This is a genomic window from Ideonella sp. (genome assembly GCF_036277275.1).
Classification (GTDB): domain Bacteria; phylum Pseudomonadota; class Gammaproteobacteria; order Burkholderiales; family Burkholderiaceae_C; genus Ideonella.
In genome coordinates, this window is the sequence record NZ_DASUNH010000109.1 from 1 (window position 1) to 12,988 (window position 12,988).

11 protein-coding genes are annotated in these 12,988 nt (G+C 67.4%); 3 read left to right on the forward strand and 8 right to left on the reverse strand.

Annotated features, from left to right (window positions below):
- Nucleotides 1–1,434: chaperonin GroEL (gene groL / locus VFY73_RS18645; RefSeq protein WP_329721526.1), on the forward strand; the 1,434-nt coding region annotated here is incomplete at its 5' end.
- An 88-nt stretch (nt 1,435–1,522) separates the two neighbouring features.
- Nucleotides 1,523–3,763, forward strand: a complete 2,241-nt coding sequence (locus tag VFY73_RS18650) for a patatin-like phospholipase family protein (protein WP_329721528.1) — start codon at nt 1,523–1,525, stop codon at nt 3,761–3,763.
- Nucleotides 3,764–3,776: 13 nt separating this feature from the next.
- Here the strand turns inward: VFY73_RS18650 and VFY73_RS18655 are convergent, their stop codons facing one another.
- From VFY73_RS18655 to VFY73_RS18690, 8 genes are all read right to left on the reverse strand, one after another.
- On the reverse strand, nt 3,777–4,796 hold the full coding sequence (locus VFY73_RS18655) for a hypothetical protein (protein WP_329721530.1): 1,020 nt from the start codon (nt 4,794–4,796) through the stop codon (nt 3,777–3,779).
- Between the two features lie 95 nt (nt 4,797–4,891).
- Complete coding sequence (locus VFY73_RS18660) at nt 4,892–5,797, reverse strand: hydroxymethylglutaryl-CoA lyase (protein ID WP_329721532.1); 906 nt, start codon at nt 5,795–5,797, stop codon at nt 4,892–4,894.
- 7 nt (nt 5,798–5,804) lie between these two features.
- The gene (locus VFY73_RS18665) at nt 5,805–7,829 is read right to left on the reverse strand and encodes an acetyl/propionyl/methylcrotonyl-CoA carboxylase subunit alpha (protein WP_329721534.1); all 2,025 of its coding nucleotides are present in this window, start codon (nt 7,827–7,829) and stop codon (nt 5,805–5,807) included.
- A gap of 9 nt (nt 7,830–7,838) precedes the next feature.
- The gene (locus VFY73_RS18670) at nt 7,839–8,495 is read right to left on the reverse strand and encodes a DUF4126 domain-containing protein (protein ID WP_329721536.1); all 657 of its coding nucleotides are present in this window, start codon (nt 8,493–8,495) and stop codon (nt 7,839–7,841) included.
- Nucleotides 8,496–8,504: 9 nt separating this feature from the next.
- Complete coding sequence (locus VFY73_RS18675) at nt 8,505–9,293, reverse strand: enoyl-CoA hydratase/isomerase family protein (protein WP_329721538.1); 789 nt, start codon at nt 9,291–9,293, stop codon at nt 8,505–8,507.
- Between the two features lies 1 nt (nt 9,294).
- Nucleotides 9,295–9,687, reverse strand: coding sequence for a hypothetical protein (locus VFY73_RS18680; protein ID WP_329721540.1), 393 nt, complete (start codon nt 9,685–9,687; stop codon nt 9,295–9,297).
- A 5-nt stretch (nt 9,688–9,692) separates the two neighbouring features.
- Entirely contained in the window at nt 9,693–11,315 is a 1,623-nt protein-coding gene (locus VFY73_RS18685) for a carboxyl transferase domain-containing protein (RefSeq protein ID WP_329721542.1), read from the reverse strand.
- Nucleotides 11,316–11,393: 78 nt separating this feature from the next.
- Nucleotides 11,394–12,566 (reverse strand): isovaleryl-CoA dehydrogenase, encoded by a 1,173-nt coding sequence (locus tag VFY73_RS18690; RefSeq protein WP_329721544.1) that lies wholly within the window; start codon nt 12,564–12,566, stop codon nt 11,394–11,396.
- A gap of 142 nt (nt 12,567–12,708) precedes the next feature.
- On the opposite strand from VFY73_RS18690, the gene VFY73_RS18695 reads away from it, so the two are divergent.
- Nucleotides 12,709–12,988, forward strand: a 280-nt coding sequence (locus tag VFY73_RS18695; RefSeq protein ID WP_329721546.1) for a helix-turn-helix domain-containing protein, incomplete at its 3' end; no start/stop codon positions are given.

Sequence of the window (12,988 nt, forward strand, 5' to 3'; positions counted from 1 at the left end):
CAGATGGTCAAGGAAGTCGCTTCCAAGACCAGCGACAACGCCGGTGACGGCACCACCACCGCCACGGTGCTGGCGCAGTCGATCGTGCGCGAAGGCATGAAGTTCGTCGCCGCCGGCATGAACCCGATGGACCTGAAGCGCGGCATCGACAAGGCCGTGCTGGCCCTGACCGAAGAGCTGAAGAAGGCATCGAAGCCCACCACCACCAGCAAGGAAATCGCTCAGGTCGGCACGATCTCGGCGAACTCCGACGAGTCGATCGGCAAGATCATTGCCGATGCGATGGACAAGGTCGGCAAGGAAGGCGTCATCACCGTCGAAGACGGCAAGAGCCTGAACAACGAGTTGGACGTCGTCGAAGGCATGCAGTTCGACCGCGGCTACCTGTCGCCGTACTTCATCAACCAGCCCGAAAAGCAAGTTGCCCTGCTGGACAACCCGTTCGTGCTGCTTTACGACAAGAAAATCAGCAACATCCGCGACCTGCTGCCGACGCTGGAGCAAGTGGCCAAGTCGGGCCGTCCGCTGCTGATCATCGCTGAAGAAGTCGAAGGCGAAGCGCTGGCGACCCTGGTGGTCAACACCATCCGCGGCATCCTGAAGGTTGTCGCCGTCAAGGCCCCGGGCTTCGGCGACCGCCGCAAGGCCATGCTGGAAGACATCGCCATCCTGACCGGCGGCAAGGTCATCGCCGAAGAAGTCGGCCTGTCGCTCGAGAAGGTCACGCTGGCTGACCTGGGCCAAGCCAAGCGCGTCGAAGTGGGCAAGGAAAACACCACGCTGATCGACGGCGCCGGTGCCGCTGCCGACATCGAAGCCCGCGTCAAGCAGATCCGCATCCAGATCGAAGAAGCCACCAGCGACTACGACCGCGAGAAGCTGCAAGAGCGCGTGGCCAAGCTGGCCGGCGGCGTCGCCGTCATCAAGGTCGGTGCTGCCACCGAAGTCGAGATGAAGGAAAAGAAGGCCCGCGTCGAAGATGCGCTGCACGCCACCCGTGCCGCCGTCGAGGAAGGCATCGTGGCCGGTGGTGGTGTTGCGCTGCTGCGCGCCCGCCAAGCTGCAGGCACGATCAAGGGTGACAACCCCGATCAAGATGCTGGCATCAAGCTGGTGCTGAAGGCCATCGAAGCCCCGCTGCGCGAGATCGTCTACAACGCCGGTGGCGAAGCCTCCGTCGTCGTCAACTCGGTGCTGGCCGGCAAGGGCAACTACGGCTTCAATGCCGCCAACGACACGTATGGCGACATGATCGAGATGGGCATTCTGGATCCGACCAAGGTGACCCGCACCGCGCTGCAAAACGCCGCGTCCGTCGCATCGCTGATGCTGACCACCGAAGCGATGGTCGCCGAGGCACCGAAGGAAGACTCTCCTGCCGGCGGCATGCCCGGCGGCATGGGCGGCATGGGCGGCATGGGCATGGACATGTAAAGTCCAAGCTCGGGCACCCCACGCCCGAACCGAAAAGGCCACCGCAAGGTGGCCTTTTTTTGTGGGCGAAGCGGCAACAATGCCGGCCATGCTGCGATTGCTGATCGGCCTGCTGATGGCCACCCTCGTTCCCGTGGCGCACGCCCAGCCCGCCGAAGAAGTGCCGCCACCTCTGGGCCGCCCGCGCATCGGCCTGGTACTCTCGGGCGGCGGCGCGCGCGGCCTGGCCCACATCGGCGTGTTGAAGGTGCTCGAGCGAGAACACGTGCCGGTCGACGTGATCGCCGGCACCTCGATGGGTGCGATCGTCGGCGGGCTGTACGCCAGCGGCATGAAGGCCGACGAGATCGAGCGCGAGTTGAAGCGCATCGACTGGAACAAGCTCTTCGCCACCCGCGTCAGCCGCCAGCAACTGACCCAGCGGCGCAAGGAAGAAGACTTCGAGATCGCCAGCGCGATCGAACTCGGCATCGACCACGAGGGCTCGTTCCGCGCGCCGCAGGGCGCTGTCTCCAGCCGCGGGCTCGAAACACTGCTTCGGCGCTTGACGCTGGCCGTGCGGTCCACTGCGCACTTCGACCGGCTGCCGATCCCGTTCCGCGCGGTGGCCACCAACATGGAGACCGGCGAGGCCGTCATCCTGGGCGAAGGCGACCTGGCGACGGCGCTGCGCTCGAGCATGAGCGTGCCCGGCGTGTTCCCGCCGATCGAGGTCGATGGCCATGTGCTGGGCGATGGTGGCCTGGTCAACAACGTGCCGATCGACGTGGCCCGGGCGATGGGCGCCGACATCGTGATCGCCGTCAACATCGGCACGCCGCTGGCCGCCCGCGACACGCTCGGATCGGCACTGGGGCTGACGGCGCAGATGATCAACATCCTGACCGAGCAGAACGTCAAACGCAGCCTGGCCACGCTGCTGAGCCGCGACCTGCTGATCGCACCCGACCTGGGCGCACTGACGTCGGGCGACTTCAACCACGCGGTCGATTTCATCCGTCTCGGCACCGAAGGCGCCGAGACGCTGCGACCGCGCCTGGCCGAGCTGGCGCTGCCAGCGGGCGACTATGCCGCCTGGCGCACCGCACGCCACACCGGCACCGTGCCGTCGCCCAAGCTCGCCTTCGTGGCCTTCGAAGGCACCAGCGTCACCAACCCGGCCCGCTTCGAAAGCCAGTTGCTGTCGCAGCCGGGTCAACCGTTCGAAGCCGAGAAAGCCGCCCGCGATGCCCGCCGCCTCGCCGCCAGCGGCGACTACGTGCGCGCCGACTACCGCCTGGTCGACACCACCAGCGGCGCCACGGGCGTCGTCTTCGACCTCGAAGACAAGCCCTGGGGCCCGAACTACCTGCGCGTGGGCCTGGATCTGTCGACCGACTTCGGCGGCCACAGCGCGTTCAACATCAAGATCAGCCACAACCGCCATTGGCTGACGCCCAGCGGCACCGAGTGGCGCAACCGGCTGCAGATCGGCGAGGTGCCGCAGCTCTACAGCGAGATCTACCACCCGCTGAGCTGGAACATCGGCTTGTCGAACGATTGGTTCGCCGCCGGCTGGGGCCTGGCTGAGCGGCGCGTGCTGTCGCTGTATCGCCCCGATGCCGGCGACGAGGTTGGCCAACTGCGGCGCACCACCGGTCGCGTTGGGGTCGACTTGGGCCAACCCTGGGGCAGCCTGGGTGAGCTGCGCATGGGCCTGATCCACCAGATCGGGCGCACCGAGCCGACGCTGCTCGCCGCCGACTACGCGGGTGCAACCAGCGCCGAGACCTGGAACGAAACCGCCTTGCGGGCGCGGGTCGTGATCGATCAGCTGGATTACGCCAACTTCCCGCAGTTCGGCTACCGCGCCCAGGGCGAGGCCCAGTTCGGTTGGCGCCACCACGAGGGCACGCAAAGCCTCTCGCGGCTGGAAGGGCAGCTCAGCGGCGCCTACAGCTGGGGCGCGCAGACGCTGAACGTGTTTGGGCTATTGGAGATGTCCGATGCGCGCGCCGACGCGATCGTCGGCCAGTACGCGCTCGGCGGATTCCAGCGTCTGTCGGGCTACCGGCCCAACCAGCTGGCCGGCAACGCGGTGTTGTTCGGCCGCTTGAACTGGTACATGCGGCTGGCCGAGCCGCCGGTGTTCGCGCGCGGCTTCTTCGTTGGCGCCTCACTCGAAGCGGGCAATGCCTGGGCCAACCGGCGCCAGATCTCGCTCGGTGACCTGCGCGGCGGCGCCAGCCTCTACCTCGGTGCCGACACCGGCATCGGCCCGATGTACCTCGGCTTGACCTGGGCGCCGCAGGGCGAAGCGGGGCTGGCGCTGATGATCGGCCGGCCCTGAACCACAGCGCCCTTCAGTGGACGATCACCGGCTCGATGTCGAACAGCTGCGGGTCGGCCGGGTCGACGGTCACTTTGACCCAGTGCAGCGACGGGCTGCCAAAGGTCTCGACGCGGGTCAGGTTCGTCAGCTGCTTGTGCTGGCGGTAGATCGGCATGTCGACCTTGTAGAAGTGCGTGTCGCCGTGCACCAGCAGCACGTGCCCACTGAAATTCTCGGTCTCGACGATCAGCGCGTCCATGAAGCGGCGGTAGCCGTTGTAGCGCGGCGCCTGGCTCTCGTCGTCGTTGGTTTCGGGCAGGTCGAAGCCGGGGTCGGCCTGGAACACGGTGACGATGCCGCGTGCGCCCTGCCGCCTGGCCTGCGCAAAGCTCGCGCGCAACCAGGCGATGTTGGCCTGATCGCGCGCCTCGTACTCGGCGTTGTCGGCAGCGCAGTCCGCCGCCTTGCGGGCGCTCTTGAACGTGCAGTCCTCGTCGTCCAGCACCCGGTTGTTGTTGCTGCCGGGCATATGGAAAGTGGCGAAGATGATGCCTTGTCGTTCGAAGCGCACGTTCTCGACATGCGGCGCCGCCTGGTGCTCAAGCGCCATCGTCCGTTGGCCCAGGCTCTCGGGGCGGCCGAACATCACGCGACGCAGGTGGGCCAAGCGCTCCAGGTTGTCGTAGCCGCCGTTGTTCAGGCGGTGGCAGTCGGTCCACTCGTTGTCGCCCGGGGTGTAGACGGCCGGCGCCTTCAGGCGGTTGAACAGCGCCAGCGCCTCGGTGTAGACGACGTCGTCGCAGCGTGAACTGCCGTCTTTCACATCCCCGTCGTGAATCGAGAACGCGATGTCGGCCGCGTTGAGGCTGCTGATGACCGCGCTCAGCCCCGGGTCGTCGCCGTTGCGCTTGTACGGCATGTCGCCCCAGAGCGCAAAGCTGAAGCCCTCTTCGGCCGCCTTCGCGGCCGGCGGCGAAGAGGCACAGCCCGCCGACGTAGCCAGCGCGGCAGCGGTGATCAAAGTCAGGGCAAGGCGTGTGGACTGGCGCATGGTCGGCTCATGTGGGGCGAAGGCCGGGAAGTATCCCCAAAGTCCTGCCCGCTCGCATGCCTCTGCGAAAACCGTGGCCTCGGTCGACCCGCAGCTCAACCGCGCTTGATCAGCAGCGCCTTGGCGACGCGCGAGCCAGTGGGTTGCCCCAACGCTGCGCGGATCGCGACGCCAGCATCGATCAGCTTGTCCAGGTCGATGCCAGTCTCGATGCCGAGGCCATGCAGCAGGTAGACCACGTCTTCGGTCGCCACGTTGCCGGTCGCGCCCTTCGCATACGGGCAGCCGCCCAAGCCCGACACGCTGGTATCGAAGCTCGCGATGCCGAGCTCCAGGCTGGCGTAGACGTTGGACAGCGCCTGGCCATAGGTGTCGTGGTAGTGGCCGCTGATCTCTTCGAGCGGGTAGTGCTTCAGCGCCGCTTCGAGCGCGCGCTGCACCTTCTTTGGCGTGCCGACGCCGATCGTGTCGGCCACGCCGACGTGCTGCACGCCGATCTCCTTCATCAGCCGCGCGACGAGCTCGACGCGCTCCGGCGCAATATCGCCCTCGTACGGGCAACCTACGGCGCAGGAGATCGCTCCGCGCACCTTGATGCCGGCGGCGCGCGCGGCTTCGGTCACCGGCGCAAAGCGCTCGATCGATTCGGCAATCGAGCAGTTGATGTTCTTCTGACTGAAGGCTTCGCTCGCGGCGCCGAAGACGACGATCTCGTCCGGCCTGGTCAGCACCGCGGCCTCGTAGCCCTTCATGTTGGGCGTCAGCACCGAGTAGCGCACGCCGGGCTGGCGCGTGATGCCGGCCATCACCTCGGCGTTGTCGGCCATCTGCGGCACCCACTTCGGGCTGACGAAGCTGGTGACCTCGATCTCTCTCAGGCCAGCTGCCTGCAGCGCGTGGACGAGCGCGATCTTGTGCTCGGCCGCGACCGGTTGCTTCTCGTTCTGCAGCCCGTCGCGCGGGCCGACGTCGACGATCTTGACTTTGGAGGGCAGGCTCATCTCGACCTCACTCGGACAGACGCAACAACTCGCCACCTTCGGCGACCTGATCACCGACGGCGTACATCAGTTCCGCCACGGTGCCGGCGCGCGGCGCACTGATGGTGTGCTCCATCTTCATCGCCTCCATCACCGCCAGCGCCTGGCCGGCGGTCACGGTGTCACCGGGCTTCACGTGGAAGGCGATGACCTTGCCGGGCATCGGCGCGGTCAGGCGACCGGCGCCGCCGGCGGCCTCGCCGGCGTGGGCGATCGGGTCGATCTCGTGCAGTTCCTGAGAGCCGGTGGCGCCGAACACGGCGACGCGTTCGCCGATCAGGTAGACCGACAGCGCGTGGCGCTCGCCGCCGAGCGTGATGTCGTAGAGGTCGTTGCCGAGCGCACGCGTCGCCAGCGGCCAGTGCTCGCTGCCGATCGCCAGCCGCAGGGCGCCGTCATGCAACCGCTCCAGCGTCGCGACGTGTTGCGTGCTGCCCAGTTGCAGATCGAAGCGACGACGCGCACCGCCATGGATACGCCAGCCGTCACGCCTGGACCAGGGATCAGCGGCTTCCAGGGCTTGTTCGCTAGCCACCTTCTGCGCGATCACGCCGGCCGCGGCCAGCGGCAGCGGCAGACCCGGTGCATCGAACAGCACCGCGCGCTCGCGCTCGATCAGCGCGGTGTCGAGGTCGGCGGTCGCGAACGACGGGCTGGCTGCGACGCGGCGCAAGAAGGCCACGTTGGTGTTCAGGCCGACGATGTGCGTGTCGCGCAGCGCGGCATCGAGGCGGGCCAGCGCCTGCGCGCGGTTCTCGCCCCAGACGATCAGCTTGGCGATCATCGAGTCGTAGTACGGGCTGATCGCATCACCTTCGCGCACGCCGGCATCGACGCGCACCGCGGCCGGGTCGTGCCATGGCTGCGCATCGGCATTGCGACGGAAGCTCACATGCTCGGGCCAGCGCAGCACCGACAGCGTGCCGGTCGCCGGCAGGAAGTTTGCATCCGGGTTCTCGGCGCAGATGCGCGCTTCGATCGCGTGGCCGTGGATCTTCAGCTCGTGCTGCTTCGCTGGCAACGGCTGGCCGGCGGCCACACGCAGCTGCCACTCGACGAGGTCGTGGCCGGTGATCGCTTCGGTCACCGGGTGCTCCACCTGCAGTCGGGTGTTCATCTCCATGAAGTAGAAGCGCAGGTCGCCATCGCCCACCTCTTCGGCGATGAACTCGACCGTGCCGGCACCGACATAGCCCACCGCCTTGGCGGCAGCCACCGCGGCCGCCCCCATCTCGGCACGGCGCGCTTCGCTCATGCCGGGAGCCGGGGCTTCTTCCAGCACCTTCTGGTGGCGGCGCTGCACCGAGCAGTCGCGCTCGAACAGGTAGACGCAGTCGCCCTGCGTATCGCCGAAGACCTGGATCTCGATGTGGCGCGGCTTGGTGACATAGCGCTCGACCAGCACGTGGTCGTCACCGAAACTGGCCTTGGCTTCGCGCTGGCACGAAGCGAGCGCGGCAACGAAGTCCTCGGCCTTGTCGACCTTGCGCATGCCGCGGCCACCGCCGCCGGCGCTGGCCTTGATCAGCACCGGAAAGCCGATGCGCTCGGCCTGGCCGGCCAGGAACTGCGGGTCGTTGTTGTCGCCGTGGTAGCCGGGCACCAGCGGCACATTGGCCTTTTCCATCAGCGCCTTCGCGGCCGACTTGCTGCCCATCGCCGCGATCGCCGACGCCGGCGGGCCGATGAACACCACGCCCGCTTCCGCGCAAGCCGTGGCGAACGCTTCGTTCTCGCTCAGGAAGCCGTAGCCCGGATGCACCGCCTGCGCGCCAGTGGCCTTCGCCGCATCGAGGATTCGCTGCCACTGCAGGTAGCTGTCCTTCGCGGCGTTGCCGCCAATGTGCACCGCTTCGTCACACACGCGCACGTGCTTCGAATTCGCGTCGGCATCGGAGTACACCGCCACGGTCTGCACGCCCAGGCGACGCGCCGTCTCCGCAACTCGGCATGCGATCTCGCCGCGGTTGGCAATGAGAATCTTCTTGAACATCGGATTTCCTCAAGCGCGCGCCACTGGCCGCGCACCAAAATGTTGGCGCAGAGCCGACCACAGGCCGCGCAGAAACTTGAACATCAACACGATCACGGCCGCCATCACCACCAGGGCGATCGCCAGCACGGCGAAGAAGATGACCGGATGCGACCACGACAGCCACAGCATCACTGGCACCGCCGCATCATCGATCAGCGACAGGCAGATGTTCGAGAAGGGCTCGGGCGACGTGTTGGCTGCCGCTCGCGTCGTCGCCTTCGCGGCATGCGCCGTCGCAGCCAGGCCGCCACCCATCAGTGCGGCCATGAAGGTCCACGCGCCCGCGTCGGCACCGAACACACCAGCGGCCAGCGCGGCGCCGGCCGGGATGCGGATGAAGGTGTGCAGCGCGTCCCACGCCGAGTCGACCCACGGCACCTTGTCGGCGAAGAACTCGACCAGCACCAGCGTGCCGGCGATGACCTGCACGCCCGGGTGCTGCAGCACCTGCAGGCCCGGCGGCAACGTGATCCAGTCGAACCAACCGGCCAAGCCGGTCAGGAACACCACCGCATACAACCGCAGGCCGCTCGCCCAGCCCAACCCCGCCGCCAGTGCGAGCAGGTGCATCGCGTCGAGGCCGACAACGGTCTCGGTCAGTGAGGGCGGCAGCGTCCAGTCCACGGCAGCGAATCAGCTCGCCAGCCACGAGGCCGGGCGCTTCTGCAGGAAGGACTGCACGCCCTCCTTGCCCTCGGCGCTGGCGCGGATGTCGGCGATGCGCTTGGCGGTGTCGGCGCGCAGCGCCGGCGTGATGGCCTGGCCGGCCAGGTCTTGCACCAGGCGCTTGCAGGCCTTCACCGCGGCTGGGCCATTGGCCACCAACGCAGCGACGATCGTCTGCACCTGCTGGTCGAGCAGGTCGGGCGCGACGCACTCGTGCACGAAGCCGAGCGAATTCGCCATCGCGGCATCAAAGCGCTCCGCGGTGAGGAAGTAGCGCTGCGAAGCACGCTCACCCAACGCGCGGACCACGTACGGCCCGATCGTCGCCGGCAGCAGCCCGAGCTTGGCTTCGCTCAAGCAGAAGTTGACGCCCTCGGCGGCGACGAGGATGTCGCAGACCGCTGCGAGGCCGACGCCGCCGGCATAGCAATCACCGTGGATGCGGCCCACCACCGGCACCGGGCAGCTGTAGATCGCCCACAGCATCTCGGCCAGGCCTTCGGCATCGGCACGGTTCTGCTCCCACGAGTAGTCGGCCATCGCGCGCATCCAGTTCAGGTCCGCGCCGGCGCAGAAGGCCTTGCCAACGCCTGCGAGGATGACTGCGCGCAGCTCCTTGTCTTCGGCGAAGCCGCGGAACGCAGCCGTCAGCTCGGCGATCACGCCGTCGTTGAAGGCGTTGCGGACTTCGGGCCGGTTCAGCCACACCTCGGCGACGTGCGGGCTGGGGCGGCGGATATCGAGCGTGGTGGTCATCTCAGAGTCCTTCGTCACGACGGTAAGCCCCGATCGAGGCCGCGTCGCGCCAGGCGGGCGGCGGCTCGAAGGTGGCCCAGTATTCGGTGATGACGGCAATCAGCGGGCCATCGAAGAGGAACAGCGAGTTGGCGAAGAAGCGGTGCTCGCCATGCGTGACCTCGATCGCCGAGTGCACGCGACCATCGGCCAGCGCATTGACCTCGATCACGCGGATCGACCACCCTTCTGGGTAGATCGCCTGCACCTTGATGGCCGCATCGGCGTCGTCGAAGTGCTCGCCCGAGGTCGGCCAATGCAGCTTCGCATCGTCGCGCAGCAGCGTGCGCGCACCGGCCCAGTCGCGCGCTTCGAAGCGCTGCCAAAGCGCGTGAACGGTCTCGACATGGCCCATGGTCATCACATCCGGAAGACGCCGAACTTCGCATCGGGGATCGGCGCGTTCAACGACGCCGACAGGCCCAGCGCCAGCACGCGGCGCGTGTCGACCGGGTCGATCACGCCGTCGTCCCACAGCCGGGCGCTGGCGTAGTACGGGTGGCCCTGCACTTCGTACTGCGCGCGGATCGGCGCCTTGAAGGCCTCTTCTTCGTCGGCACTCCACTGGCCGCCCTTGGCTTCGATGCCGTCTCGGCGCACGGTCGCCAGCACGCTCGCGGCCTGCTCGCCGCCCATCACGCTGATGCGCGCATTCGGCCACATCCAGAGGAAGCGCGGCGAGTACGCCCGGCCGCACATGCCATAGTTGCCGGCGCCGAACGAGCCGCCGATGATCACAGTGAACTTCGGCACGTTGGCGCAGGCCACCGCCGTCACCATCTTCGCGCCGGCGCGGGCGATGCCCTCGTTCTCGTACTTGCGGCCGACCATGAAGCCGGTGATGTTCTGCAGGAACACCAGCGGCACCTTGCGCTGGCAGCACAGCTCGATGAAGTGCGCGCCCTTGTTGGCGCTCTCGGCGAACAGGATGCCGTTGTTGGCGACGATGCCGACCGGCATCCCCTCGATCCACGCGAAGCCGCAGACCAGCGTCGTGCCGTAGCGGGCCTTGAACTCGTCGAACTCGGAGTTGTCGACGACGCGGGCGATGATCTCGCGCACGTCGAAAGGCTTGCGGGTGTCGGTGGGGATCACCGACAGCAGTTCTTCGGCGGCGAACTTCGGCGGCTGCGGCTCACGCAGCGCCACCGGCACGTCCTTCTTCCAGTTCAGGCTGCCGACGACCTGGCGGGCCAGGGCCAGCGCATGCAGGTCGTTCTCGGCCAGGTGATCGGCCACGCCGGACAGGCGCGTGTGCACGTCGCCACCGCCCAGGTCTTCGGCGCTCACCACCTCGCCGGTCGCGGCCTTCACCAGCGGCGGGCCGCCCAGGAAGATCGTGCCCTGGTTCTTGACGATGATGGTCTCGTCGCTCATCGCCGGCACATAAGCGCCACCAGCCGTGCATGAGCCCATCACCACGGCCACCTGCGGGATGCCCTGGGCCGACAGATTGGCCTGGTTGTAGAAGATGCGGCCGAAGTGGTCGCGGTCGGGGAAGACGTCGTCCTGGTTCGGCAGGTTGGCGCCGCCGGAGTCGACGAGGTAGACGCACGGCAGGCGGTTCTGCTGCGCGATCTCCTGCGCCCGCAGGTGTTTCTTGACGGTGATCGGGTAGTAGGTGCCGCCCTTGACCGTCGCGTCGTTGCAGACGATCACGCACTCGACACCGCCGACGCGGCCGATGCCGGCGATCATGCCGGCGGCTGGGGCTGCGTCGGAGCCATCCTTCTCCGGGTACATGCCGAGCGCGGCCAGCGGCGCGATCTCGAGGAATGGCGTGTCCGGGTCGAGCAGCATCTCGACCCGCTCACGCGGCAGCAGCTTGCCGCGGCCCAGGTGCTTGGCACGCGCGGCCTCGCCACCGCCTTCGGCGATCTTCGCGAGCTTGGCGTTCAGGTCATCGACCAGCGCGCGCATCGCGGCGGCGTTGGCCTTGGCTTCTTCCGAACGCGGGTTCAGTTTCGAGACGAGGGTTGCCATGTCAGTGCCCGCCCGGCCGCCCGTAGGGCACTGAGCGCCCCTCGGGGGCTGCGAATGAAATGAGCTTGGGGTGGTTCATCAGCAGGTCTCGGAGAAAAGTTCACGACCGATCAGCATGCGACGGATCTCCGACGTGCCCGCACCGATCTCGTACAGCTTCGCGTCGCGCCACAGGCGGCCGACCGGGAACTCGTTGGTGTAGCCGACACCGCCCAGCGCCTGGATCGCCTCGCCGGCCATCCACGTCGCCTTCTCGGCGGTATAGAGGATGACGCCGGCGGCGTCCTTGCGCAGCGTGCGGGCGTGGTCGCCGCGGTCGCAGGCCTGGGCCACGGCGTAGCCATAGGCACGGCAGGCCTGGAAGGTCGAGTACATGTCGGCGACCTTGCCCTGCATCAGTTGGAACTCGCCGATCGGCTGGCCGAATTGCTTGCGCTCGTGGATGAACGGCACCACCGCGTCCATGCACGCGGCCATGATGCCCAGCGGGCCGCCGGAGAGCACGACGCGCTCGTAGTCCAGCCCGCTCATCAGCACCTTGGTGCCCTGGCCCTCGACGCCCAGCACGTTCTCTGCCGGCACTTCGCAGTCATCGAAGAACAGCGGGTAGGTGTTCGAGCCGCGCATGCCCAGCTTGTCCAGGTGCTCGCCCTTGGTGAAACCCTTGAAGCCCTTCTCGATGATGAAGGCGGTCATGCCGCGGGCGCCCATCTCGGGATCGGTCTTCGCGTAGACCACCAGCGTGTCGGCGTCGCCACCATTGGTGATCCACATCTTGCTGCCGTTGAGCACATAGCGGTCGCCCTTGCGCTCGGCCTTGAGCTTCATGCTGACCACGTCGGAGCCGGCGCCGGGCTCGCTCATCGCCAGCGCGCCCACGTGCTCGCCGCTGATCAGCTTGGGCAGGTACTTCTTCTTCTGCGCGTCGCTGCCATTGCGGTTGATCTGGTTGACGCACAGATTGGAGTGCGCGCCGTACGACAGGCCCACCGACGCGCTGGCGCGGCTGATCTCTTCCATCGCGACCATGTGGGCCAGGTAGCCCAGCTGCGTGCCGCCGTATTCCTCGGGCACGGTCAGGCCCATCACGCCCAGCTCGCCGAGCTTGCGCCACATGTCGGCGGGGAACAGGTTGGCCTTGTCGATCTCGGCCGCGCGCGGGGCGATCTCGTTCTGCGCGAAGTCGCGCACCGCTTCGCGCAGTGCGGCGATGTCCTCACCCAGCGGGAAAGAGAAAGTGGATTCGAACATCGACGTCTCCTGCAAATGAATTGAGCTTGTCTCAACAATGCCTGGAGGCGCTACCAGTTCAGCACCCGACCAAGCGCAACAGGGGCGAAATCTACCAGCGAGCCGCTTGCGTCGCAAGCGATTGTTGAGTCATACTCAAAAAATGCCGACCCGCCGCGCCCCTGCAGCCCCCCGCCCCGCCCGCCGCGAGCCGGCGAGCGCCAAGAGCGAGCAACGCATCCGCGACATCCTGCGCGTCGGCCGCGAGGTCTTTGCCGAAAAGGGCTACGAGCGCGCGACGACGACCGAGATCGCGCAGCGCCTGGGCGTCTCCGAAGCCACGGTGTTCACATACTTCCACGGCAAGCGAGAGCTGTGCGAGCGGGTGATCACCGACTGGTACGACGAAATCATCGCGGCGATCGAAGCCGGCCTGCCGCGCA